The sequence below is a fragment of the Spirillospora sp. NPDC048824 genome (assembly GCF_043198455.1).
Taxonomy (GTDB): domain Bacteria; phylum Actinomycetota; class Actinomycetes; order Streptosporangiales; family Streptosporangiaceae; genus Spirillospora.
On sequence record NZ_JBICUS010000004.1, the window covers coordinates 233,826 to 257,559 of the forward strand.

Here is a 23,734-nt window from a genome sequence, read left to right on the forward strand (position 1 = left end):
GGGAGGCGCCACCGGCCGTGCCGCCTCGGCCACGGTTAGTCTCGTGGAGATGAAGAGGCTGCTGATCGTTCACCACACGCCGTCGCCGTCCGTCCAGGCGATGTTCGAAGCGGTGCGGGCCGGGGCGTCCACCGATGAGGTCGAGGGTGTGGAGGTCGTGTCCCGCCCGGCGCTGACGGCGTCCCCCGTGGACGTGCTGGAGGCGGACGGCTGCCTCTTGGGTTCGCCGGTCAACCTCGGCTATCTCTCCGGGGCGGTCAAGCACTTCTTCGACCAGATCTACTACCCGTGCCTGGAGGAGACGGTCCGCCGCCCGTACGGGGCGTTCCTGCACGGCAACAACGACGCGACCGGTGCGCTGCGCGCTCTTGAGTCCATTACCACGGGATTGAAGTGGAAGGCCGTCCAGCCGCCGGTGGTCGTGATCGGGGAGCCCGGCAAGGCGGATCTGGAGGCGTGCTGGGAGCTCGGCGCGATCACGGCGGCCGAACTCGGCGGCGTCTGAGCGGGGGAGCGTCCGATCCGGTGGCGCCGCCGATAGCGTGCCGACATGAGTGGTTTCCGGCACGTGGTGCTGTTCAGGTGGGCCGAGGGGACGACGACCGGCCAGCAGGACGAGGTCGCGGAGAAGCTGGGCGAGCTGCCCGGCGTCATCGAGGAGATCCGGGGGTTCAGCCTCGGCGTCGACGCGGGCGTCAACCCCGGTGCCCACGACTTCGCCGTCGTCGCGGACTTCGCCTCGCGCGACGGCTATCTGGCCTACCGCGACCACCCGTCCCACCGCGCGGTGGTCGAGCAGTACATCACGCCGATCATGGCGGAGCGCGCGTCCGTCCAGTACGAGACGTAGGCGGGGTGTGACGGGGAGACACAAACCGAGCAAGCGCTTGTGCGTAGAACGGGTTTCGGGTTAGTTTCCCAAGACGCCCTCCGGGGACGGATCGCGCCCCGTTCCCGGCGGGCGGCATCGTGGGCGGCGCGTGAGCGGCGCCGGGCGGAAGACCGGAACGGTCCCAGGTGTGCGGCGTGAACGTCAGCCGCGGCTCCGGACGCTCATGATCTCGTCGCGGAGCTGCTGCGGGGACGGCGCCTCCAGCAGTCGCGGACCGTGGCGCAGCGGCACCATGGCCCACCAGGACCCGGTGGCCTCGCCGTACCAGACGCGCACCCCAGGGAACTGCTCCTGCAGGCCGCGCGCCGTGGCGGCGCGCATGGCCGCGGGCGTGGGCTCGCCGCGACCGGCGGCGCCCCGTTGAGCCGTCATGTCGCCCTCCCCCCGTAGATCTCGTCAGTAACAGCGTCCCCACGGGCCAAAGCGTCACCCCTACTCGGCAAATAGTGACTAAGCACACTATGGCGGTAAGGGGACGTGCACAGTGGGATACCGCGCCGGATGTGCTCCAATAGATGTATTCGGCGGGCCGAATCCCGGCGTCCGCCGGACGACCGCGCTCCCCGGCCACGGGCGCACGACTCAGGGCCCGTCCGGACGCAGCCCGTCCCGCACCGCCGCGAAGGCGCGCGCCGGTCGGCGGCTAGTGGAGGTTGATGCCGTCGAACATCACGTTGAGGTAATGCTCGGCGAGGCCCTGGGCGTCCAGCTTGCCGCCCGGCTTGAACCAGCGCACGGCGACCCAGATCGTGTCGCGGACCATCCGGTAGGTGAGCTTCGGGTCGACGTCGTCGCGGAACAGCCCGTTCTTCTGACCCGCGCTCAGGGTGTCCACCCACATCTTCTCGACCTCGTCCTCGGACTTGGTCAGGTAGGAGAAGCGGTCCATCCCCTTGAGGTAGTTCCAGTCGTTCTGCATCACGGTGATCGCGGCCCGGTGCGGCTCCAGGGAGCCGAACGCGGCGCGGACGAGGCCCGCGATGGTGTCGCGCGGATTCCCGCGCTCGTCGAGCACCGCCTGGTACGCCGACATGATCTCGTTGAAGAAGCTGGCGAGAATCTCGTCGACGATCGACTCCTTGGAGTCGAAGTGGTGGTAAAGACTGCCGGAAAGAATGCCGGCCTCATCGGCGATGTTGCGGACGGTGGTGGCCTGGAAGCCCTTCTCGGCGAACAGTTCCGCGGCCAGCTTGACCAGGTGCTCGCGCCGCTGCGACGCCAGGGCTGCGGAGCCTTTGCCCCGGCGGCGGGCACCGCCCTCGCCGCCGGCGCGAGTCCTGGGTCGTCCGGAATTGGCGCTCGTGGTCGTCACCCTCTCATTATGCCGTGTCGCCCAACCGCTTGCTCGTTCGACCGCCCCAAGAGTACGTCGCGCACCAAGCGCTTGCTACGGGTAGCGGGCCCGTATCCGCATAGGCTCGGCACATGCCCGATGTGATCGTTTTCGACCTGTACGGAGTCATCGCCCGCACCCAGGCCCCCGAGGCGGTCCGGCGGATCGAGGAGATCGCCGGCGTCGCCGGGCCCTCGTTCTGGGACGCCTACTGGTCCTGCCGGCCCGCCTACGACGCCGGCCAGGAGAGCCCCGCCTACTGGGCGGACGTCGCCGGCCTCCTCGGCACGGCGTTCCCCGACGTCCCCGCGCTCGTCGAGGCCGACCTGGACAGCTGGACGGAGGTGGACGACACCATGGTCGACCTCGTCCACGAACTCGCCGACGAGGGACGCACGCTCGGGCTCCTGTCCAACATCATCAGCGACCTCGTGCCCCGGTTCGAGGCCCGCCACGGCACCTGGCTCGCCCGGTTCGACGCGCTCACCTACTCCTGCCGCATCGGCGTCGCCAAGCCCGACCCGCGCGCCTATGAGATCTGTGCCGAGCGCCTCGGCGTCAAGCCCGCCGACGTCCTCTTCTTCGACGACAGCGAACGCAACGTCCTCGCCGCCCGCGAAACCGGCATGCGCGCCGAACTCTTCGCCTCCCGCGACCAGGTCCGCACCCTCGCCGGCTGAACCCGGCGTTCGGGTCGATCGCCGCGCCGCCCCGCAAGGTCATGTCGTGGCCGAACGTGGAGTCGTCGGCCCCGTCGGTGTTGACCTTCCAGCGCGTCTAGGACGGCGGGGGGAGTTCGCCGCCGGCCTCCGCCGCCTTCGCCAGCCGCTCGCGCAGGGTCCGCAGGAGCTCGTCGCCCTGCCCGGTCAGCCGCTCGATCGCGGGCAGAGCCAGGTCGTCGCGGACGGTGTCGGCGATCAGCTCGTCGTACTCGTGCGCCTTCTCCGCGATGGCCTCCAGGTGACGCTGGGCGCGCAGCACCTCGTCCGCCGATCTGGCCCGTTCCGCGTAGCGTTCGAGCGCCTCCACGCGGCGCGTCACGGCCTCGACGGAGATGTCGAGCTTGTCGCGCAGCGGACGCAGCGCCGCCTCGACCTCGGGAAGCGCGGTGCCGTCCGCCGGATCCGCGTGCTCGGGCGTTCGAGCGGAGCTCGTCGATTGGATGGTGGTGGGTGGGGGCTGGAATTTGGGCGTTCGAGCGGAGCTCGTCGATTGGATGGTGGTGGGTGGGGGCTGGAGGAAGGTGCGCAGCCTCGACTGCTTCGCCAGGACCTGCGCGATCTCCCACTCCTGCCGCGGCAGAGTGACCGCGTTGTCGACCGCGTCCAGCAGGCCCTCCCGGTTGACCTCGGAGTCGCGGACGGCGTCGACCGCCGCCTGGACGCGCGCCAGCATCGCGCGGCCGTCGTCGTCGAGGTCCTGGGGGGTGAGGTAGCGGTCGCGGCGGCGTTCGAGCTCGCGGGCGCGCCGCAGGTCCAGCGAGACCGACGGGGTGCCGAGCGCGACCAGGACCGCGAGCATGCCGAGGCCGACCAGCCACAGCGAGCCGAGCAGCGGGGAGCCGAGCAGGCCGAGGCCGAGGACCGTCAGGGGCGCCAGCCACAGCAGCGGCCGGCGGCGCGCGACGATCGTGTCGAGTTCGGCGCGCAGCGAGGGGTCGGCGACCGGCCGCGGCTCGGCGGGCGAGCCGTCCCCGGGGGCGCGGGGCGGCGCGATCCGCCGCCAGGAGGTGGACACGTGCGTCTCGAACGCGAAGTCGGTCTGCGCGATCTCGATCTCGGTGGGGCCGGCGGGCAGCGGCCAGGAGCCCACGGGGTCGCCGCCGCCGGGCCCGGTGAAGCGCACCCACCAGCCGCCCTTGCCGTCGTCGCATCGGTAACGGCCCGGGGCTACGTCGATGCCGACGAAAAACGTTCCGATTCCCGGTATGGAATCGCTCCACGCGCCACTGGTCACCGGTGACCTCCGACCCGACTCCTCCGCCGTGCCCCCTCGCCCCGTGCGGCGAGGACCGTCCAGCCCGTAACAGGAATGACGTCCGGGAGACGACAAGAGTTGCAGTACCCACATCCGTTGCCGGAAAGCCGGAACGGGTTTGGAATACTCCATGCGTGCGACCTGACCATGACCCCCTCGACGATCCGCCATGGGCGATGCAGCTGGTGGTACGCGCCGAGAAGGCCGATCCGCCCAATCACGGCGCGGTCTGCGAGGCGGCGGCCACCGCGGTCGCCGTGCTGCTCACGGACCCGCGGGCGGCCGAGCCCGGCGGCGAGTGGCGGGATGCCGTCCGCGAGTGGGAGGCGCGCCGCATCCGGAAGGTGACACGGCGGGCGCGGGGCGTCCGCTGGCCGGCCGCGGAGGCGCTCGACGGCGTCACCGTCGAGCACGCGGGCGCTCAGGTGCGGGCGTTCCCGCCCGGCCCCGTGGCGGACGTCCCGCCGGAGCTGGCCAGGCTCCAGGTCGCCGGACTGGACCTGGCGGACGAGGAGGAGCCGGGGCCGCCGCCCGAACCGCCGTACGCCGCGATCGCCCTCAACCCGGACGTGACGATCACGACCGGCAAGGCCGCCGCCCAGTGCGGGCACGCCGCGCAACTCCTGCTGCGGCAGGGCCGCGGCGGGGACGTGGCGGCGTGGGTCGCGGGCGGCGCCCGCGTCCACCTGGTCAGGGACGTGCCGTGGCGCCGCTGCGTGAAGCAGGCGACGGTCGCGGTCCGCGACGGCGGCTTCACCGAGATCCCGCCGGGCACGATGACGGCCGTCGCCTGGCTCGTCCGCCGTTGATCTGCGGCGTGTCGCCCTCATGGCGGCCGGCGGTGTCAGGGTGACACGCCGCAGATCGAACGAATCGGTCAGGGGAGGGTGACGGCGACCGGGGTGATCCCGGCCTTCTCGATAAGGGCCGGCAGCCGCCGCGCGAACGGGTGGTGGTCCGCGGGCAGGCCGCGCGGGTTGTCGACCACGTAGTGGACGACGCCGCCGCTGCGGCTCTCGGCCCACCTCGCGCCGACCGACCGCAGGACCGACGCCGCCTCGGCCGCGTCGCCCGCCTGCACCGAGACGCGGATCGGCAACTCGTGCGACGGCAGCGCCGCCGCCCGCTCCGCCGCCTCTGCGGTGGCGCCCGCCCGCGGTGCCGCCTCCTTCTCCGGGTCCGGGCCGAGGATCGCGTTGTAGAGCAGCTTGGCCGTCCCGTCCGTCAGCGCACGGAAGTTGGGTTCGGCCGCGAACAGCACGGACCGTCCCTCGCCGACGGGCTGGTCCACGACCGCGGCGGTGCCGCCCAGCTCGGCCGCGCCGCGCTCGAAGCCGGAGACGAACCAGTCGGGTGAATCCGCGTCCGGGTACGCCGCGGCGACGCCGCTGGACGCCTTCATGACCAGGTCGTAGGCCGTGAAGTTCCAGACCGTCCCGCCGACCTCCTCGGCGAGCGGGCCGTCCTCGTCCACCTTGACGCGGAACAGCGAGCCGGGAATGTCGGACGTCGGTTCCGACAGCGTCGCGGTCGTCAGGCCGAGCCGCGCCGCGAGCTGCGTGCCGCCCTGCCAGCCGATGTAGCGGCCGCCGCCGCGCGTCCACTCCTGGAGCGCGGTCCGCCCGGCGTCGCCGAGCGCGTCGTAGGCGGACGACACCGGGCCGTCCGGCGTCACCAGGACCTCGACGCCCGCCAGCTCGCCCGCCGCCACGTCCGCCGGGGTCAGCAGCGTGAACGGCAGCTTCCAGTCGCGGTCGAAGCGGTGCCGCAGCCAGCCGGCCGACTCCCGCGCCGACGACGACGTTGCCGAGAGCTGGAGGATGCCGATCTTCGGCGCTTCGCCCTCATGTCCGGGGCGCGGCGCGGGCAGCGTCCGCACCGGGACGGCCCGCTGGCGCAGGACGGCGCCCGACGACCCGCCGGTCACGTTCGCCAGCAGCGGCAGGCTCCACGCCGTCACGTCGTAGAAGTACGGGAACGGCGTGTAGGAGTCCTCGTTCAGCATGGCCTGGATCCAGTGCTTCCGGCCTTGAGCCATCGAGACCCAGTACGTGCCCGCGGGGAGCGTCGTCCCGGCCTCGGAACGTCCGTACGGCTTGAAGTCCGGGACGGTCAGCGGCCGGACGAGCTTCTCTACGCGCACGCCCATCCGCTGGAGCCTCCGCACGACGGTGCGGACCTCCTCGCGCTTGGCCGGGTCGTCCGCCCGCAGGAAGTAGTGCCGCACCTTGCGGTCCGGCACCTGCCGGACGACCTCGTTCGGCGGGTTGTAGATCTGGTTGGGCTCCAGCTCGCCCGCCTTGCCCTGGTCGTGGGCGTCCACGGTCATCTGGCGCCACTCGGTGAGGACGCGGTGCCGGTTGCGCGCCGCCGCCGACAGCGTCACCCACTGGGTGAGGTACTGCTCCGTCACCTTCTCCGGGTACGGGCTGTCGTTGCCCTTCTCGAACGTCATCCCGGCGGCGTGGAACCCGCTCGTCGGGACCGAGTCCCCGTACCCCTGGTAGAAGAGGTCGTAGACGTCGCGGTTGAAGTAGTCGATGCCCCGCCGCGTGAACTCGGCGGCCATCGACGCGCCGTACAGGCCGTTGATCCAGCCGATCGCCTGCTCGGGCGTCTCGTGGTAGATCGGGTCGGCGTTGGGCGGGAAGAAGTACGACGTCCCGCCCATCTCGTGCGCGTCGATGTAGAGCGCCGGCGGGTACTCGTTCAGCATCGCCAGCTTGCCGTCGGTCTCCGGCTGGGTGCGCGCGAACCAGTCGCGGTTCATGTCGAAGCCGTAGGCGTTCTGGCGGGTCCCGGCCTCGCGGCCGTCCGGGTTCTGCATCGGCAGGACGACCACGAGCGCGTTGTCGAGGATCGCCCTGGCGGCGCAGTCCTCGCGGTCGCCGAGGCCGCGCAGCACCTTGAGCGCCGCGTCCGTGCCGCTCGGCTCGTTGCCGTGGACGTTGCCGCTGACCCACAGGATCGGCACGCCGCGCTTGGTGATCCACTCGGCCAGCGCATCGGGTGTGCGCGGGTCGCGCAGCAGGCCGGCCTCCCGCCGCACCTTGGCGAGCCCCGCCTTGGACATCAGCGCGGGACGTCCCGCGATCGCGTACTTCAGCGGACGCCCCTGCGCGGAGGTGGCGAGCGTCCCGGACACGACGCGCTCGCTCTTCGCGGCGACCGTCTCCAGGTACTCGTCGGACTCGGCGGCGCTGACCGGCCGCTCGCCGAGCTCGAAGCCGAGGACCTGCTCAGGGGAGGGGACCTTGCCCTGGTAGACCGGTTCGGTCCGCGTTGGGTCGCAGCCGGCCGCGGGCGCGGCGGGGGGCTGCGCGGCGGCCGGCGCGGCGAGCGACGCGGGCAACACGAGGGACGCGGCCAACGCCAGTGGCCACACCAGTTTTCGGGCTCTCATGAGCCACAACGTGACACCGGGCGGGGGACCCACCAAGGGCAACATCTGCCAAGATCAGTGCGGACCTCCGGGGCGCGGCCGCGGACCGGTCAGGGCCGCGGCCCGGTTGATCGCCTGGAGGGCGAACTCCTGGGTCCGGGTGAGGCGCGGCCCGCCGCCGGACGAGCCGTCCCCGTCGTCCTTCGGCGCGCCGGCGAGCTGGGCCTTCGCGCTCAGCCCATAGGACAGGAACAGCAGGATGACGAACGCCGCCATGTAGAGCAGGTGCTCGATCAGCCCGCCCCACCTGGCCGTGAAGACGTCCAGGACGGCGAACATGGCGAATCCGGCCATCCAGCCGGCCAGCGGCGGCACGAACAGCATGTCCCGGCGGAGCGCCACCCCCACGGCGGCGGAGAGTACGAGCGCCAGCTCGATCACCTTGACCGCGATCAGGACGGCCGCCGTGGGTGCGGACCCGAAGTAGCCCTCGATCTCGTCCTGCCGGTCGCCCCACAGCAGCACGGCGCTGGCCAGGCCCGTCACGCCGTAGGCGATGAGGAACACGCCGACCGCGTAGTGGAACCGGTGCCACGTCGCCACGCCCGATGCCGGCCGGGTGCCCGCCCCGCTCCCGGGCCCGCCGCCCGGACCCTGGCCGGTTCCCGGTCCGCCGGGTGGCTCCACACCGGTGACCGGCGTGGCCCCCTGGTCCGCGCCCGCACCAACCGTCATCGTCGCCCCCATACTCCGGCTCGTGTGCTATGCGCAAGATATCCCGGATAGGGTGCCGTGGACCTCCGAAACGCGGGCCGCCTGCCACCGCCGTACCGGTCGCGGCCCCTCGGCCGTGAACCGCCGCCACCCGGCTGACCGGCTCGACGTGCATGTGCTTGCACACGGGCGGGTGAAGCGGGAGGCTGAGTTCTCGTCGGGCCGCGCGGAGTCCGTGAGGAACTGAGGATGACGCCTGACGAAACGGGAACCGCCGCGCCTTCGAGGACGCGGATCGAATATCTGGAAGAACTCGGCGACGAGCTGGTCAAACGCGGCTTCCGGGTGCGTCTCACCCTGCCCCGCGGCCAGTCTCCGAGCCTGCACGTGCTGAATCCGGACGCGTCCGCCCTCACGGAGAACATCCTGGCGGAGCAGGGCGCGGACGGCTGGTGGTACTGGTGGTCGTGGGCGGAGCGGATCGCCGCCGCCGACGACGTCACCACCGCGGCCGACCGGGTCGCGCTGGTCCTCGCCGCCGGCTGAAGAGGCCGGGGTGGTCGCGTCATGCCGCCCCGGCGCGCCTCCGGGCCCCGCCCTCGCATGATCGCAGAACCTTGCCCGCGCGGCTGACCGCCGGGTCGAGGTGAATGTTGAGCCGCCGAACATACTGCGCCGTGCCCACCGGCACGGCGCCGCCCGCCGCGTCTCCTGCCCACGGCCATGCCGTTCGCCGCCTTCCCCTTGTTGATCTCGCGTTATGTGATTGTTACGCCCCACAACAAATTGCCGCGCGAGAGGTCTGGCGCGACGGAGATGAGCGACATAAGTTGCGGGGCACAACATTCACGCCGGTGGACGTGTGATCTCGCTCACCGGCTTGGCGACCCCCCGGCCGCGCCAATGGCGGCCCACCCCAGAAAGGACCCGGGCAATGCGCAAGGGGATCCTCAGCCTGATGGCCGTCATGACGGCCGGGGCGCTCAGTCTCACCGCATGCGGGGACGACGGCTCCGAGAAGTCCGGTGGTTCCGGCGACGTCAAGGGCAAGGTCGGCGTGATCCTGCCCGACACGGCCTCGTCGGACCGCTGGGAGAGCTTCGACCGGCCCTACCTCCAGCAGGCGTTCAAGGCCGCTGGCGTCGAGAGCGACATCCAGAACGCGGAAGGCTCGGCCCAGCGGTTCCAGACGATCGCCGACCAGATGCTCACCAGCGGCGTCACGGTCCTGCTGGTGACCGGCCTCGACTCCAGCTCCGCGGCCGCCGTGCAGCGCAAGGCGCAGGCGCAGGGCGTCAAGACCATCGACTACGACCGGCTCACGCTCGGCGGCGTCGCCGACTACTACGTGTCGTTCGACAACGTGAAGGTCGGCGAGGAGATGGGCAAGGGGCTGCAGAAGTGCCTCGGTGACGAGAAGGCCAACATCGTCTACCTGAACGGCGCGCCGACCGACAACAACGCGACCCTGTTCTCGCAGGGGTCGCACAACATCCTCGACAAGAACGCCAACTACACGAAGGTCGCCGAGCAGGCGGTGCCGGAGTGGAGCGCCGAGAAGGGCGCCACGATCTTCGAGCAGATGTGGACCGAGCAGCAGGGCAAGATCGACGGCGTGCTCGCCGCCAACGACAACCTCGGCAACGCGGTCGTCTCGATCCTCAAGAAGAACAAGCAGGCCGGCAAGGTCCCCGTCACCGGTCAGGACGCGACCGTGCAGGGCCTGCAGAACATCCTCGACGGCACGCAGTGCATGACGGTCTACAAGCCGGTCAAGAAGGAGGCCGAGGCCGCCGCCAAGCTCGCCGTGTCCCTGATCAAGGGTGAGAAGGGCGAGACCAACGGCACCACGAACGACCCCGAGGGCAAGCGCGACGTGCCGTCGGTGCTGCTGACCCCGATCGGCGTCGACGAAGAGAACATGAAGCAGGTCGTGGACGACGGGTTCGTCAAGGTCGAGGACCTCTGCAAGGGGGCCTACGCCGCCAAGTGCAAGGACGCGGGCATCCAGTAGCAGCCCCCCGCTGACCTCGTGGCGGGCCCCGAACCGCTGAGGCGTCCCGGGTACCCGGAAACCCGGGACGCCCGGGGCCCGCCACGGGCACGACCTGAACCCTGGAAGGAAACACGTGGCAGACAACGGAGACCCCGTCCTCCGCCTGACCGGGCTCAACAAGAGCTTCGGTGCCGTCCATGTGCTGCACAACGTGGACTTCACGGTGCGGCTGGGCGAAGTGATGGCTCTCGTCGGCGACAACGGCGCCGGGAAGTCCACCCTGATCAAGTGCATCGCCGGCATCCACCCCATCGACTCGGGGCAGATCGAGTTCGACGGCCGCCCGGTGACCATCGACGGGCCGCGCGCCGCATCCGAACTCGGCATCGAGGTCGTCTACCAGGACCTCGCCCTGGCCGACAACCTCGACATCGTGCAGAACATGTTCCTCGGCCGCGAGCGGCGCAAGGGCATCGTCCTGGACGAGCCGTCGATGGAGGAGGCCGCGCGGGAGACGCTCGCCCGGCTGTCGGTCCGCACCGTCAAGTCCGTCCGCCAGCAGGTCTCGAGCCTGTCCGGCGGGCAGCGGCAGACCGTCGCGATCGCCAAGGCCGCGCTGTGGGAGTCCAAGGTCGTGATCCTGGACGAGCCCACCGCCGCGCTGGGCGTCGCGCAGACCCGCCAGGTGCTCGACCTCGTCCGGCGGCTCGCCGACACCGGGCACGCCGTCGTGCTCATCTCGCACAACATGAACGACGTGTTCGAGGTGGCCGACCGCATCACCGCGCTCTACCTCGGCCGGGTCGCGGCGGACGTCGCCCGCACCGAGGTCAACCACGGCCAGGTCGTGGAGCTCATCACCGCCGGCCGTTCCGGTGATCTCGGCCTCGCGCCGCAGACCGCCGCCGAGAGCATCTGAAGGGGGACCAGGTGTCCACCGACATCCCCGAAGGCAAGGAGGCCGCCGTGAAGCTGGCGGACTCGGATTTCGCGACCGACCGTCGTGAGCACGACATGAAGTCCGCGATGCTGGACTACTGGAACAAGCTCAAGGCCGGTGAACTCGGGGCGCTTCCCGCCATCCTGGGCCTGGCCTCGCTGTTCGCGCTGTTCACCATCCTGAAGCCCGACACGTTCCTCAGCACGGGCAACATCGCGAACCTGTCCACGCAGGCGCTGCCCATCACCATCCTCGCGATGGGCCTGGTGTTCGTGCTGCTGGTGGGCGAGATCGACCTGTCCGCGGGTGTGGCGAGCGGCCTCAGCGCGGCCGTGATGGCCAAGCTCCTCGTCGAGGCAGGGCAGCCCTGGTACGTCGCGGTGATCAGCGCCGTGGCGGCCGGCATCATCATCGGCGCCGCGATCGGCTGGCTGGTCGCGATACTGCGGATCCCCTCGTTCGTCGTCTCGCTGGCGTTCTTCCTCGGGCTGCAGGGCATCACGCTGTGGCTGATCGGCGAGGGCGGCACCGTGCCCGTCCGCGACGACGTCATCGTGGCGCTGGCCACCCGGAACATGCCGATCTGGCTCGGCTGGGCGCTCGCCGCCGCCTGCTCGGCCGGCTACGCCGCCACGCAGCTGCTGCGCTGGCGCCGCCAGCACGCCCGCAACCTGCACTCCAAGCCGATCGAGTTCGTGATCGCGCAGTCCGCCATCGTCGCGGCGGTGCTGCTGGGCGCCACCTATGTGCTCAGCCTGGACCGCGCGGCCAGCCCGCTGATCAAGCTGGCCGGCATCCCGTGGGGCGTGCCGCTGGTCGGCACCCTGCTGATCGCATGCACGTTCATCCTCGGCCGCACCTCCTTCGGCCGGCACATCTACGCGGTCGGCGGCAACGCCGAGGCCGCCCGCCGGGCCGGCATCAACGTCGTCCGCATCCGGATCTCCGTCTTCATGATCGGCTCCGGGCTGGCCGCGATCAGCGGCATCGTGGCCGCGTCCCGGCTCAACTCGGTCGCCACCGACGCGGGCGCCGGGAACACGCTGCTGTACGCGGTCGGCGCCGCCGTCATCGGCGGGACGAGCCTGTTCGGCGGACGCGGCAAGGCCCGCGACGCGGTGTTCGGCGGGCTCGTGATCGCCACCATCGAGAACGGGCTCGGCCTGCTCGGCACCAAGGCGTACCTCCAGTTCCTCATCACCGGGGTGGTGCTGCTGCTCGCCGCCAGCATGGACGCGCTGGCCAGACGCCGGCGATCCAACGCCGGGCGGTGACCCCGTGGGAGCGGTGATCCCGTGAACACGGCCGGGGACGCCTGGGAGCCGGTGGCCCGCGCCATCGGCTCCCCGGCCCTGCCCGACGGTCCGCGCGGGCCGTCCGGCGGTTTCGGGGCGAAGAACGCTGCTGATACTCTCGCTGACCACGACCGCCTGCCGCGCGGCGGTGCGGCACGGTGGGAGCCCCTCGGCATGTCAGTGACGCCAGCGCTGGATCTGCGCGGTATCGAAAAGAGCTTCGGTTCCGTGAAGGTCCTCCACGACGTAGCGTTCTCCGCCTACCCCGGCGAGGTCACCGCGCTCGTCGGCGACAACGGCGCCGGCAAGACGACCCTGGTCAAGTGCATCGGCGGCATCCACCCGTTCGACGCGGGGGAGTACCGCTTCGAGGGCCGGCCGGTGCGGATCGGCAACCCCCGCGAGGCCACCCGCCTCGGGATCGAGATCGTCCACCAGGACCTCGCGCTCTGCGAGAACCTCGACATCGTCCAGAACCTCTTCCTCGGCCGGGAACGGCGCCGCGGCCTCACCCTCGACGAGACCGCGATGGAGGAGATGGCGCGCACGACGCTGTCCGGGCTCGCCGTCCGCACGATGGGCTCGGTCCGGCGGCGGGTCGCGACGCTGTCGGGCGGGCAGCGGCAGACCGTCGCGATCGCCCGCGCCGTCCTTTGGGACAGCAAGGTCGTGATCCTGGACGAGCCCGCCGCCGCGCTCGGCATCGCGCAGACCCAGCAGGTGCTGGAGGTCGTCCGCCGGCTCGCCGACAAGGGCCTGGCCGTCGTGCTGATCTCGCACAACATGAACGACGTCTTCGCCGTCTCCGACCGGATCGCCGCCCTGTACCTCGGCCGGACGGTCGCGCAGGTCAGGACCGCCGACATCACCCACCGGCAGGTCGTCGAGCTGATCACCTCGGGCGTCAGCGGAGACCTGGGGCTGCGCCGATGATGAAGGGCGGCCCGTCACAAGAGGACATCCGGCGCCACAACCTCGGGACACTCCTGCGCTTCGTGCACCTGCGCGGCCCGGCGTCCCGCGCCACGCTCGCCGAGTCCCTCGGCCTCAACCGCAGCACGATCATGGCGCTGACCGCCGACCTCACCGGCGCCGGCCTGGTCCGCGAGGAACTGCCGCGCGGCCCCGGGCGCCGCGCCGGACGCCCGTCCCTCGTCGTCCGGCCCGAGTCCACCCGGGTGTACGTGCTGGCGTTCGACGTCGGCGTCGACCGGCTCGTCGTCGCGCGCGTCGGGCTCGGCGGCGTCATCCTGGACCGCCGCGAAGGCGTGCGGAACCGCGACTCCGACTCCGCCGAGCTGCTCAGCGTGCTGGCCGCGGGGGCGCGCTCCCTCGTCCGCAAGGCCGAACGCGACGCCGTGTGCGTCGGCGCCGCACTCGGCTTCCCCGGCACCGTCCGCCGCGCCGACGACACCATCATGTTCGGCCCCAACCTCGACGTCGGCGAACTGCGGCTCGGCGACGCCCTGTCACGCCGCCTCGGCCTCGGCATCCCCGTCTCGGTCTGCAACGACGCCAACCTCGGCGCCCTCGCCGAGCACGAACGGGGCGCCGGGGTCGGCCGCGACAACCTCATCTACCTGCACGGCGATGTCGGCGTCGGCGGCGGCATCATCGCGCACGGCCGGCTGCTCGGCGGCGACGAGGGCTTCGGCGGCGAGATCGGCCACATGATCGTCAACCCGGGCGGGCGGCGCTGCGCCTGCGGGTCGAAGGGCTGCCTGGAGGCCGAGGTCGGGGAGCGGACGCTGCTCGCCCACGCCGGCCGCGAGGAGGTCCCCGGCCAGGCGGGCCGCGACGCGGTCCGCGACGTCGTCGCCGCCGCCGACGCCGGCGACATCGCCGCGCGGGAGGCGCTGCACCGGGTCGGCACCTGGCTCGGCCTCGGCGTCGCCAACCTCGTCAACGTCTTCAACCCCGGCCTGGTCATCTTCGGCGGAACCCTCCGCGACATCTACCTCGGCGCCGCGGCGCAGATCCGCAGCGTCCTCGCGACCGGCGCCCTCGCCGCCCCCCGCGAGAAGGTCAAGCTCCGCACCGCCGCCCTCGGCGACGACGCGACCCTCGTCGGCGCCGCCGAGTTCGCGTTCGCCGAGGTCCTCGCCGACCCGGTGCAGGTCCTGACCCGCCTGCGAGCCCCCGAGGACACCCCCGTCTAGCCGCCGCGGGCGCCCACGGCTACGGGCGGCGCGCCTCGGCGGCCGGTCCGGGCAGCGGGACGGCGGTGTACGGCGTGGCGAGGGCGAGCGCCGTCATGCCGTCCAGGACCAGGCGTCCGGCCCCGGTGAGGCGTGCCCTGACGTGGGCGGGGACACGGGGGCCTTCGTGCAGGGAGGCCCACGCGACCCAGCCGGCGGTGACCACGGCCCAGTAGGACACGAGCCTGTAGAGGCCCACGGCCGCGGCGGCGGGCGACAGCGTCGCACCGAAGGCGACCAGCGAGGCGGCCATGCTGCTCTCGATCGCGCCGAGACCGCCGGGCAGCAGCGGCAGGAGGCTGCCCGCCGCCTGCGCGGCGAAGTAGGCGATGGCGGCGCTGTTCGGGCTGACACCGATGCCGACCGCGTGCGCCGCCGACAGCAGCGCCAGGATGTCGAACACCCAGTTCATCAGGGCGAGCGTGGCGAGGGCGGCCCAGTCGCGGCGGGTCGGGCGGAGGATCTCCGGGATCTCGGCCAGCCGCCGGGCGTGCGGGGCGACCTTGGGGTGGGCCAGGGCGGCGCGGTGGGCGCGGCGCAGCGGTGCCGTGGCCAGGGCGCGCATCCGCGGCCGGCGCAGGGCGGGGACGAGCAGGGCCGCCAGGACCAGCGGCACGGCCAGCGCGATCAGCACCGGCCCCCGGGCGTGCGGATCGGCCAGCAGCGCCAGAAGGCCCACCAGGGAGTAGGCCGTCGTCGTGATCACGCCGCCCGCCAGGATCACCGCCGTGGCCAGGCGCGGCGACGCGCCGCCGCGGCGGAACTGCCGGAACGTGTAGACGACGCTCACCGCGGGCCCGGCCGGCAGCGTCGTGGACAGCGCGTTGCCCGCGTAGGTGATCGCGAACGCGCGGCGCTGCGACATCCGCAGGCCGCCGACGCGCAGCAGCCGGCGCTGCAGCCGGGCGAACGCGCCCATCGAACCTGCCACGGCGAGGACGACGGCGGTCAGCCAGCCGGGGTCGGCGTGCTTGGCCGACGACCAGACGGCCCCGAGGTCGGGAAGCGCGTCACGGTAGAGCGGAAACGCCGCGAGGGCCGCCAGGACCAGGGCCACCTGGGCGAGCGGACCCGCCCGGCGCCGCCACCATGGACGCGGCGCCGCGGCCGGGCTCGCATGGCCGGTCGAATCGTCGCCGCCCGGCTCGAACGGCAGGGACGGGGCGGCGGCGAGGGAGCGCCGCGGTGCCGTGACTGGCTCGTCCATGTCCCGGTCACCTCGCAAGCTCGCCCGCTTTGCGCAAACCTATGGCCCGGCTATGACATTCCCCGCGGCATGAGAACGAACCGCCAAGCGACCCGCGCCCCACCCGTCACAAGGCCCCGCGCGGCACCCGCTCCCGGGTCCGGTGCGGGCGCCGCTGTGACTTCAGGGCCTGCGGGTGGGATTCACCGCATCGGACTCGGCGGGCGTGTCCGGGCGGGGCCGCTCCTCGTCGTCCTCCCCGGCGGTCTGCCGCTCGTGCTCGGTGATGCCCAGCCCGTCCCGGCTCTGGGCCGGCTCCTCGATCGTCAGGTCCTCGGGCGGGTCGTTCACGTACTCCTCGGTCAGGGCGATCTCCTCGTCCTGATCGTTGTCTCCCATGTCGTCGATGTCCTCGCGGAAGTCGCGGGTCTCACCGGGCTTGCGTGCCCTCATGCCTCCTCCACGGTCCGGCTCGGTTTCGCTGATCGGACCGGTATCCCCGCTGACCGGCGGCCTACTCCCGGTCGCCGACGGCGGCTACTCCCGGTCGCGGACCGCGGCTACTCCCGGTCGCGGACCGCGACGAGCCCGCCGATCACGCCCACGTACGCGGTCCCGTCCGGGCCGATGGTGATGGGAGCCCAGTTGTTGTCGAACCACTTGCCGGTGCCCGTCAGCACCTTGTAGACGGTGCGTCCCGTGTGGACGTCCACCGCCGTCAGGTACCAGGCGTCGACGAAGTCGTCACGCGGTTCCTTCGTGTAGAGGTAGAGCAGCCCGGCGGGGACGGAGACCTTGGGGACGGTGGACGGCGACCGCTCCCTGTTCGTCCAGACGGTCTCGCAGCCGTTCCCGCCCGGCTTCACGTCCACGCGGCTCACCCCGCCCACCGTCGACCCTCCGGGCGGCAGTGCGAAGAAGTTGCGGTAGCCGTAGTTGTTCTCGACGAACAGGCTGTCGCCGTACCCGACGAGCGTGTTGTCCGTCGCGCTCGCGCCGCTGCCGAACACCGGGATCCGGCATACCAGCCGCCCGTCGTCCCGGCGGCGGACGACGATGTGCATGCGGTCGTCGGCGTTGTCGGTGATGGCCACGTGACCGTCACCGAAGAACGTGGGAGTCGTCCCCGAACCCTGGTCGATCTGGCCGGGCTTGCGTCCGCTGCCCCGGTCGTACGGCTGACGCCAGATGACCTCGGGCGTGCCGTTCTCGTCCGCCCGCATCTGGTAGAGCGCGTGGTCGGACACGATCGAAACACCGTCTTCCGCCGTCGCGAACGAGTTCTGGATGCCCTCGCCCGGGAGCCGCGTCGTCCGGACGGCGCCGGAATCGGGTTCGACGGTGCCGATCCGCCCGTTCCGCGTGATCCACCAGATGAGACCGTCCCAGTCGGGCCCGACAGCGGTGATGGGGTCGCATTCGCCCTTCGGCCACGGATTCGTCCACGTGGCGCAGTCGTGCGGGAGGTACCCGCTCAAATCCCAGTCGTCGGTCACCTTGAAGCGCCACCTGCCGTCCGGGCCCTTCTCGTGCGCGAACCGCCGCAGGTGGAACGCCGAGTCCGCGAGGACGGCGCGGTCCTGCGGGTCCAGGTAGTAGTACGCGCCGCCGGAGGTGTCGGTGAACACCTTGTCCAGGCTCAGCGAGAACACCGCCTCCACCGTGGACGGCCGCGGCGGCAGGTCGTACGTGGCGAGGTCCTTCAGCGTCTCCGGATCGATGAGCCGCAGCACGAAGTTCTGCCCCCGCGTGCACTGGGCCACGATCAGGCCCGTGCTGCGGGCGAACGTCACCGTCGAGCACAACCCGGGCAGGCCGCCGCCCTTCGCCTCGTTGAGCACCTCGGGGTCGCGCCCCAGCGGCCCCGTGAACGGGTACGTGTCGGACGCGTAACTGTCGGCGTGCATGGACGAGAGCCCCACCGGCCCCTGGTGCGGATTGGCCGGAACGGGCCGTCCTTCCAGCGGTTCCGGTGTGGCGGGCCCGCCGATGTAGGCCGGGACGAGGCCCCGGCCGGGACCGTCCGGAATCGTGTCCGCCGCCGCCGGGACGGCGGCGCCCGCCATGCCCGCGGACAGGGCGACGGAGAAGAGGGCGGCGAGCAGGGGTCTGCGCATGAGGGCTCCTAGACGGGCGTAGGTGGCCCCGGTCGCGCCCTCCGGGACGATCCACCGCGTAAAGAGGTGATCGTTCCCGGCGTCCGTATGGTTACGATCCGGGCATGGGCGTACAAGCTGTGATCTTCGACTGGGGCGGCACGCTGACCCCGTGGCACGACCTCGAACTGGCCGACATGTGGCGCGCGATCTGCTCCGCCCACCTTCCCCCGGACGACGTCGAGAAGGCCGCCGCCGCGCTCGCCGACGCGGAACTGGAACTCTGGCGCCGCGGCACCGACGAGCACCGCAGTGCCACGCTTGCCGAGGCGTTCGAGCTGGCCGGCGTCGAGCCCACCGAGGCGCTCCTCGACACCCACTTCGAGACGTGGACGCCGCACACCCACACCGATCCCGCCGTTCCCGGCCTGTTCCACGCCCTCCGCGGCCACGGCATCAAGGTCGGCGTCCTGTCCAACACCATCTGGACGCGCGAGTGGCACGAACGCGTCTTCGCCCGCGACGACGTCCTCGGCCTGCTCGACGGCGCCGTCTACTCCAGCGAGATCCCCTGGACCAAGCCGCACGCCAACGCGTTCCGCGCCGCCATGGACGCCGTCGGCGCCACCGACCCCGCCTCCTGCGTCTTCGTCGGCGACCGCCCCTACGACGACATCCACGGCGCCAAATCCGCAGGGCTCCGCGCCGTCCAGATCTGGCACCAGACCACCCACGCCTTCGACCGCCCCGGCCTCACCCCGCCCGACGCCCTGATCCACGACCTCGGAGAACTGCTCCCGCACGTGGAACGCTGGATCTAACCGGCTGGATCTAACCGGGGGGCCTCTGCGCCGTGATCAGGTCTCTTGAGATGGCCTGGTCCACACGGTGGCGGAACCCCTGGTGGGCGCCGGAGTCGTGGACCTGGAGGCCGTTGGACGCGAGGATGTCCGCCAAATCCTCGCGGCGTCCCACGAAGGTGTTCCAGGAGATGCCGATGGCGCCGCCGGGGCGGAGGAGGCGGGCCCATTCGGGGACGGCCCCCGCCAGCAGTTCGACCGGGCTGCGGGACAGTTGCGGCTTGCCCTTGCGGCCCGGCTGCCCGCCCTGGGGGCGGCTGCCGTGCTGGACGCCGTACGGGGCGTCGGTCACGATCAGGTCGAAGGAGGCGGGGCGGAAGAACCGGCCCGCTTCCAGGGAATCGGCGTTGACGACAGTGATCTCCATCGTCTCGCCGCCCTTGTAGAGCTCCTTGGAGGCGCCCAGCGTCACGTGGAGGCGGCGTCCGAGCACGGCCTTCTCGCGGCGGACGGTGGTGATCTCGGCCCGGTGCTTGACGCGGTTGTTCTTCAGCCAGGTCTTGATGAAGGCGGCGTAGGCGTCGAAGTCCTTGCCGTCGATGTCGATTCCGGCCGCGTCCAGCCCGTACATCATGGCCTGGTTGAGGGTGGTGCCGCGGCCGCACATGGGGTCGAGGACGCGGGGGCGGCCGGTGACCAGGTCCATGGGGGAGTCGGTCGCCATCGCGGTGACGTTCAGCAGGAGCTTGGTGAAGTACTCGTTGGTCTTGCCGGAGTACTTCTGGATGGTGAGCAGGTCACTGCCGAACAGGTCGAGGGGCTGGAGCACGACCGGCCGGAGGAGTTCGCCCTCGATCTGGAACAGCGCGTAGAGCGACGACAGGTTCGACAGAAGCCGGATGTCCTGTTCCGTCAGGTCGTCGGCGGAGAACGTGACGTAGGGGACGCCGCCGATCGCCGTCTCCCGGATGTCGCGGACGCGCCCGTCGAGGGCCCGTTCGCTGAACACCGCCAGTTCCGCCTTCACCAGCTCGGCGGCGGCCTGTGCATAGACCCGGTTGTGCGAGGGGGAGACGAGAAGGCCGTACGCGGTCATTTGCGCGACCCTAACAGCCGCGGCCCTGGCAAACGCGGCCCGAACAGCGGAGCCCGCCGGGATCGGCCGTCCCGGCGGGCTCCAGGCCGTACGTTCCCGGTCAGGCCGCCCGGGCGGACCGTGTTCCGCCGCCGGGGTTGTCCGAGGCGGCGGGCAGGGCCCGCTGGGCGGCGGGGAGCTCCGGAGCGGCCGGGGCCTCCGGCGCCGGCAGGTCGGGAAGGTGCCGGGCGGCGGCGGTCAGCAGGTCCTGGACGCTGCTTCTGAGGCTGGCGAGGTCGGCCCGCGCCACATCGGCCTGGGCCTGCGCCCTGCGCGCCTGCCTGCGCGCCGCGTCGCGCTCCGCGGCGAGCCGGGTCAGCTGTTCGTGGTAGGCGGCCCGGAGCTCGTCGAGAGCGCCTCCCTGCGGAGTGGTGGTCATGGACTCCTCCCCCGAGTAATCCCGTCTAATAACGACTAACACGATCAATCGGGCGCTTCGTTCCCCGCGTGCGGAAGATCACTCACCCGGTTCGGGACGGGGCGACAGCGCCGAAGGAGGCAGCCCGGGGAACGCGTCCGACGGCGGCCCGGCGCCGGCCTTGGAGCGCCAGGCGGCCGACCGCGCCGCGGCCCGCTGCGCGCTGTCGGCGGCGAAGGCGCGCAGGTCGGGGGAGGAGACGCCGGCCAGGCCGACGTACGCCGGGACCAGATCGTCCTCCAGGGCGGCCGCGAGCCGGGCGGCGCCGCGCGCCGAGGTGACCTTGACGGGCAGCTCGTAGACGGCGGCGGCGGCGACCGGCTCGCCGGTCAGGATCGAGATCAGCTCGGCGCGCTGGGCACGATGGGCATCCCACACGGACTTCGCGGTCTGCCGGAGCGACCCGCGCAGCTGGGCGCCGAGGACCCCGTACCCGTACACGGCCGCGTGCTCGGCCGCCAGCGCCGTCCGGACCGCCTCGGCGCCGGACTTCGACCGGACGGCCGGAGCCTTGCCCGAGACGCTCATGGAGTGGCCGGCCTCGCAGGCGCCGATGCTGGCCAGCAGCTGGGCCAGCCCCGGATCCGCCTTGGCCGCGTCGTCCCTGCGCGCCTTCGCCGCCCGGTCCTCCGCCGCGCGCAGGGCCGCGAGAGCCTCGCTCCCGGCCGGGACCGGGGTGGCGCTCGGGGGAGGGATGGCGCCGCCCTCGCCGGCCCGGTCGCCCGAGCCGGGCACGTAGTGGCGCTTCAGGACGGCGAGATGCTCGCGATGATGGGCGAGGACGGGGTCGAGGCGCCCGGCCAGTGAGGCGTTCGCGGCCCGCGCCGCCTCGTAGGAGGCGATCAGGTTCTGCTCGGACGCGATCGCGCCGACCAGCGTCGGCACGTCCTTGTGCGGGACGGTCTCGGCGGCACAGCCCGCCGCCCACGGCAGGACGAGCGCGGAGCCGGCCAGCACGGCGCCCCGGCCCAGCAGCGCGCGGCGCGACACGGCGTCCGGCAGGCGCGGGACGGCCTCTGGCAAGGGAGTCTCCTCACCCGATGGTGTGGTGGCGGTGGCCCGCTGTGGTCCCGGTCCCCGGACATGTCCATCAGGCCAGCTCAAGCATTCCATATCCGCCGCGCCGGTGAGCCGTCCGAAAGACCGTTGCGGTCCCCGGCTGTCGATAGTCTTGAGGTGTCAACGGACGAGCGGCGACGCCGCGACCGCAGGCGGAACAACAGAGGGAGGGGCCCATGAGCGTCGAGTCCCACGGCGGCCGCGCTCAAGGGAGGCGCGATCAGAACAGGCGCCCCCAGGGCCGGAGCGACCAGGGCGGGCGCGATCACGCCTCGGCGCGCCCGGGGCGTGACGCCGCCATGGCCGAGCTGAGCCGGCTGCTCACGCCGGCGGTGAACGAGGCGGGCTTCGACCTGGAGGAGGTCGACGTGCGGCCCGCGGGCCGCCGCCGCCTCGTCAGGATCGTGGTGGACGGTGACGGCGGGGTCGGCCTCGACGACATCACCCGGCTGAGCGAGACGGCCTCCGGGCTGCTCGACGGGTCCGACGTCATGGGGGCCTCGCCATACGTGCTGGAGGTGACCTCACCCGGCGTCGACCGTCCCCTCACCGAGCCGCGGCACTGGCGCCGTGCCGTCGGCCGGCTGGTCGTCGCCCCGTTGACGGAGGGAGGCCAGATCGAGGGCCGCGTGGTGGCGGCCGATGACGAGGCCGTCGAGATCGACGTCGTCCAGAAGCGCCGGAGCAAGGGAGCCGGGCCCAAGGGCGGCGGCAAGTCCGCTGGGCCGAAAACCGCCGGGTCGAAGGGCGCCGGGTCGAAGGCCGCCGGGCCGGAGACGGTGCGGCGCCGGTTCGGCCTCGGCGAGCTGGGGCGCGGCCGTGTGCAGGTGGAGTTCAAACCCGCCGCGCCGGCCGAGGGAACGCGTTCTCCGGCTGAGCCGGACTAGAGGGGGGAACCTCGTGGACATCGACATGACCGCCCTTCGGGGCCTGGAGAGCGAGAAGGACATCTCGCTGGAGGTGGCCGTCAAGGCCATCGAGGACGCCTTGCTGATCGCCTACCACCGGACGGAGGGCGCGGCCCCCAAGGCGCGCGTCGAGCTGGACCGGCAGAGCGGGCACGTCACGGTCTGGGCCGCCGAGACCGACGAGGAGGGCAACGCACTCAGGGAGTATGACGACACCCCGACCGGTTTCGGGCGCATCGCGGCGACCACCGCCAAGCAGGTCATCCTGCAGCGCCTGCGGGACGCCGAGGACGAGCTCACCTTCGGCGAGTACGCCGGACGTGAGGGCGACATCGTCAGCGGCATCATCCAGCAGGGCAAGGACCCGCGGAACGTGCTGGTCGACCTCGGCAAGATCGAGGCCGTCCTGCCGCCGCAGGAGCAGGTGCCCGGTGAGCACTACGACCACGGTGAGCGGCTGCGCGCCTACGTGGTGCAGGTCCGCAAGGGCCACCGCGGGCCGTCGATCCAGCTGTCGCGGACGCATCCGAACCTCGTCCGCAAGCTGTTCGCGCTGGAGGTCCCGGAGATCGCCGACGGGACGGTGGAGATCGCGGCGATCGCCCGCGAGGCCGGCCACCGCACCAAGATCGCGGTGCGCTCGCGCAAGGCCGGGGTGAACGCCAAGGGCGCGTGCATCGGCCCGCTCGGCAGCCGGGTCCGCAACGTGATGGCCGAGCTGCACGGCGAGAAGATCGATATCGTGGACTGGTCCGAGGATCCCGCGGAGTTCGTCGGGAATGCCCTGTCGCCCGCGCGGGTTTCCTCTGTCGAGGTGGTCGACGCGGACGCCCGGGTCGCCCGGGTGATCGTGCCCGACTACCAGCTGTCGCTCGCGATCGGCAAGGAAGGCCAGAACGCCCGGCTCGCCGCGCGGCTGACCGGCTGGCGGATCGACATCCGGTCCGACACCGAGCCGGAGCAGACGGCCGCGAAGGCCGCCGAGACGGGCGAAACGGGACCTTCTTCCCCGGAGGCGCATGCGACCGGCCCCGCCGACGCGTCGGCGCGGTAGACTCATGAAACGTGGCCGGGCGGCTCCTATGCGCATGTGTGTGGGCTGCCGGGTTCGCACGGCCAAGTCCGACTTGCTGCGCCTGGTGGTGGTCGAGGGCGTCATCGTCCCCGACCCCCGTGGGCGGCTGCCGGGACGGGGTGCGCATCTGCACCCCGATCCGGCGTGCCTCGAGCTCGCAGAACGGCGTCGGGCGTTCCCGAGGGCGTTCCGCGTCCCGGGGCCGCTCGACGCCGGTGCGCTGCGAGCGAGGCTTGCGGCCCGCGCCGCGCGGCAGCAGGATGGCCAACTGGTAAGCGACGTCTAGTCGGAAGCAGGTCGAGATTGCTATGAGCGCTCGATGAGCACGCC

Annotated in this window: 25 protein-coding genes; 14 read left to right on the forward strand and 11 right to left on the reverse strand. The window is 72.0% G+C overall.

The genetic code is table 11. The features are described from left to right. The first annotated feature begins 49 nt into the window (after window positions 1-49). Both ACGFIS_RS10165 and ACGFIS_RS10170 read left to right on the forward strand, forming a co-directional pair. Window positions 50-505: a flavodoxin family protein gene (locus tag ACGFIS_RS10165; RefSeq protein WP_392901904.1), complete on the forward strand. Its 456-nt coding sequence runs from the start codon at window positions 50-52 to the stop codon at window positions 503-505. Between the two features lie 45 nt (window positions 506-550). Further along, a complete protein-coding gene (locus ACGFIS_RS10170) occupies window positions 551-850 on the forward strand; it encodes a Dabb family protein (protein WP_392901906.1) in 300 nt (99 codons plus the stop codon). Between the two features lie 183 nt (window positions 851-1,033). Here ACGFIS_RS10170 and ACGFIS_RS10175 read toward each other — a convergent pair whose 3' ends face one another. After that, a complete protein-coding gene (locus ACGFIS_RS10175; protein ID WP_392901908.1) occupies window positions 1,034-1,264 on the reverse strand; it encodes a hypothetical protein in 231 nt (76 codons plus the stop codon). A 271-nt stretch (window positions 1,265-1,535) separates the two neighbouring features. After that, window positions 1,536-2,204: a TetR/AcrR family transcriptional regulator gene (locus ACGFIS_RS10180; RefSeq protein WP_392970242.1), complete on the reverse strand. Its 669-nt coding sequence runs from the start codon at window positions 2,202-2,204 to the stop codon at window positions 1,536-1,538. A 113-nt stretch (window positions 2,205-2,317) separates the two neighbouring features. On the opposite strand from ACGFIS_RS10180, the gene ACGFIS_RS10185 reads away from it, so the two are divergent. Then, complete coding sequence (locus tag ACGFIS_RS10185; protein ID WP_392901911.1) at window positions 2,318-2,905, forward strand: HAD family hydrolase; 588 nt, start codon at window positions 2,318-2,320, stop codon at window positions 2,903-2,905. Between the two features lie 97 nt (window positions 2,906-3,002). Here the strand turns inward: ACGFIS_RS10185 and ACGFIS_RS10190 are convergent, their stop codons facing one another. Next, on the reverse strand, window positions 3,003-4,181 hold the full coding sequence (locus tag ACGFIS_RS10190; protein WP_392901913.1) for a hypothetical protein: 1,179 nt from the start codon (window positions 4,179-4,181) through the stop codon (window positions 3,003-3,005). 155 nt (window positions 4,182-4,336) lie between these two features. Here ACGFIS_RS10190 and ACGFIS_RS10195 point away from each other — a divergent pair, with 155 nt between their 5' ends. Next, on the forward strand, window positions 4,337-5,011 hold the full coding sequence (locus ACGFIS_RS10195) for a hypothetical protein (RefSeq protein ID WP_392901915.1): 675 nt from the start codon (window positions 4,337-4,339) through the stop codon (window positions 5,009-5,011). 68 nt (window positions 5,012-5,079) lie between these two features. Here the strand turns inward: ACGFIS_RS10195 and ACGFIS_RS10200 are convergent, their stop codons facing one another. Then, the gene (locus tag ACGFIS_RS10200) at window positions 5,080-7,605 is read right to left on the reverse strand and encodes a M14 family zinc carboxypeptidase (RefSeq protein WP_392970245.1); all 2,526 of its coding nucleotides are present in this window, start codon (window positions 7,603-7,605) and stop codon (window positions 5,080-5,082) included. 54 nt (window positions 7,606-7,659) lie between these two features. Next, a complete protein-coding gene (locus ACGFIS_RS10205) occupies window positions 7,660-8,319 on the reverse strand; it encodes a hypothetical protein (protein ID WP_392901919.1) in 660 nt (219 codons plus the stop codon). 228 nt (window positions 8,320-8,547) lie between these two features. On the opposite strand from ACGFIS_RS10205, the gene ACGFIS_RS10210 reads away from it, so the two are divergent. The 6 genes from ACGFIS_RS10210 to ACGFIS_RS10235 all read left to right on the forward strand — a co-directional run bounded on the left by ACGFIS_RS10210 (window position 8,548) and on the right by ACGFIS_RS10235 (window position 14,688). Next, entirely contained in the window at window positions 8,548-8,844 is a 297-nt protein-coding gene (locus tag ACGFIS_RS10210; protein ID WP_392901921.1) for a hypothetical protein, read from the forward strand. Between the two features lie 388 nt (window positions 8,845-9,232). Then, complete coding sequence (locus ACGFIS_RS10215) at window positions 9,233-10,312, forward strand: sugar ABC transporter substrate-binding protein (protein ID WP_392901923.1); 1,080 nt, start codon at window positions 9,233-9,235, stop codon at window positions 10,310-10,312. A gap of 115 nt (window positions 10,313-10,427) precedes the next feature. Further along, on the forward strand, window positions 10,428-11,213 hold the full coding sequence (locus tag ACGFIS_RS10220; protein ID WP_392901925.1) for an ATP-binding cassette domain-containing protein: 786 nt from the start codon (window positions 10,428-10,430) through the stop codon (window positions 11,211-11,213). An 11-nt stretch (window positions 11,214-11,224) separates the two neighbouring features. Further along, window positions 11,225-12,508 (forward strand): sugar ABC transporter permease, encoded by a 1,284-nt coding sequence (locus ACGFIS_RS10225; RefSeq protein WP_392901927.1) that lies wholly within the window; start codon window positions 11,225-11,227, stop codon window positions 12,506-12,508. A gap of 195 nt (window positions 12,509-12,703) precedes the next feature. Further along, window positions 12,704-13,462: an ATP-binding cassette domain-containing protein gene (locus ACGFIS_RS10230; protein ID WP_392901929.1), complete on the forward strand. Its 759-nt coding sequence runs from the start codon at window positions 12,704-12,706 to the stop codon at window positions 13,460-13,462. After that, window positions 13,462-14,688 carry an ROK family protein gene (locus tag ACGFIS_RS10235; protein WP_392902850.1) on the forward strand — a complete coding sequence of 409 codons (1,227 nt, stop codon included), beginning with the start codon at window positions 13,462-13,464 and terminating at the stop codon, window positions 14,686-14,688. Before ACGFIS_RS10230 ends, ACGFIS_RS10235 begins: the two co-directional genes overlap by 1 nt. Before the next feature lie 19 nt (window positions 14,689-14,707). On the opposite strand, the gene ACGFIS_RS10240 is transcribed toward ACGFIS_RS10235, so the two are convergent. The 3 genes from ACGFIS_RS10240 to ACGFIS_RS10250 form a co-directional block, all read right to left on the reverse strand. Then, a complete protein-coding gene (locus ACGFIS_RS10240; RefSeq protein WP_392970248.1) occupies window positions 14,708-15,934 on the reverse strand; it encodes a YbhN family protein in 1,227 nt (408 codons plus the stop codon). Between the two features lie 162 nt (window positions 15,935-16,096). Then, window positions 16,097-16,366 carry a hypothetical protein gene (locus ACGFIS_RS10245; protein ID WP_392970251.1) on the reverse strand — a complete coding sequence of 90 codons (270 nt, stop codon included), beginning with the start codon at window positions 16,364-16,366 and terminating at the stop codon, window positions 16,097-16,099. Between the two features lie 107 nt (window positions 16,367-16,473). Then, window positions 16,474-18,030, reverse strand: coding sequence for a hypothetical protein (locus ACGFIS_RS10250; protein WP_392901935.1), 1,557 nt, complete (start codon window positions 18,028-18,030; stop codon window positions 16,474-16,476). A 104-nt stretch (window positions 18,031-18,134) separates the two neighbouring features. Between ACGFIS_RS10250 and ACGFIS_RS10255 the strand changes: the two genes are divergently transcribed. Further along, complete coding sequence (locus ACGFIS_RS10255; RefSeq protein WP_392901937.1) at window positions 18,135-18,830, forward strand: HAD family hydrolase; 696 nt, start codon at window positions 18,135-18,137, stop codon at window positions 18,828-18,830. Between the two features lie 10 nt (window positions 18,831-18,840). Here ACGFIS_RS10255 and ACGFIS_RS10260 read toward each other — a convergent pair whose 3' ends face one another. The 3 genes from ACGFIS_RS10260 to ACGFIS_RS10270 all read right to left on the reverse strand — a co-directional run bounded on the left by ACGFIS_RS10260 (window position 18,841) and on the right by ACGFIS_RS10270 (window position 21,385). Further along, window positions 18,841-19,905, reverse strand: coding sequence for a TRM11 family SAM-dependent methyltransferase (locus ACGFIS_RS10260; protein ID WP_392901939.1), 1,065 nt, complete (start codon window positions 19,903-19,905; stop codon window positions 18,841-18,843). 100 nt (window positions 19,906-20,005) lie between these two features. Then, window positions 20,006-20,323 carry a hypothetical protein gene (locus ACGFIS_RS10265; RefSeq protein ID WP_392901941.1) on the reverse strand — a complete coding sequence of 106 codons (318 nt, stop codon included), beginning with the start codon at window positions 20,321-20,323 and terminating at the stop codon, window positions 20,006-20,008. Window positions 20,324-20,401: 78 nt separating this feature from the next. Then, a complete protein-coding gene (locus tag ACGFIS_RS10270; RefSeq protein ID WP_392901943.1) occupies window positions 20,402-21,385 on the reverse strand; it encodes a ferritin-like domain-containing protein in 984 nt (327 codons plus the stop codon). Between the two features lie 335 nt (window positions 21,386-21,720). Here ACGFIS_RS10270 and rimP point away from each other — a divergent pair, with 335 nt between their 5' ends. Genes rimP through ACGFIS_RS10285 form a run of 3 tightly spaced genes read left to right on the forward strand, consistent with a single transcriptional unit; the run spans window position 21,721 to window position 23,690 of the window. Further along, window positions 21,721-22,308 carry a ribosome maturation factor RimP gene (gene rimP / locus ACGFIS_RS10275; protein WP_392902853.1) on the forward strand — a complete coding sequence of 196 codons (588 nt, stop codon included), beginning with the start codon at window positions 21,721-21,723 and terminating at the stop codon, window positions 22,306-22,308. Window positions 22,309-22,333: 25 nt separating this feature from the next. Further along, window positions 22,334-23,383, forward strand: a complete 1,050-nt coding sequence (gene nusA, locus ACGFIS_RS10280) for a transcription termination factor NusA (RefSeq protein WP_392970254.1) — start codon at window positions 22,334-22,336, stop codon at window positions 23,381-23,383. A gap of 34 nt (window positions 23,384-23,417) precedes the next feature. Next, entirely contained in the window at window positions 23,418-23,690 is a 273-nt protein-coding gene (locus ACGFIS_RS10285; protein ID WP_392901945.1) for a YlxR family protein, read from the forward strand. Window positions 23,691-23,734: the final 44 nt, after the last annotated feature.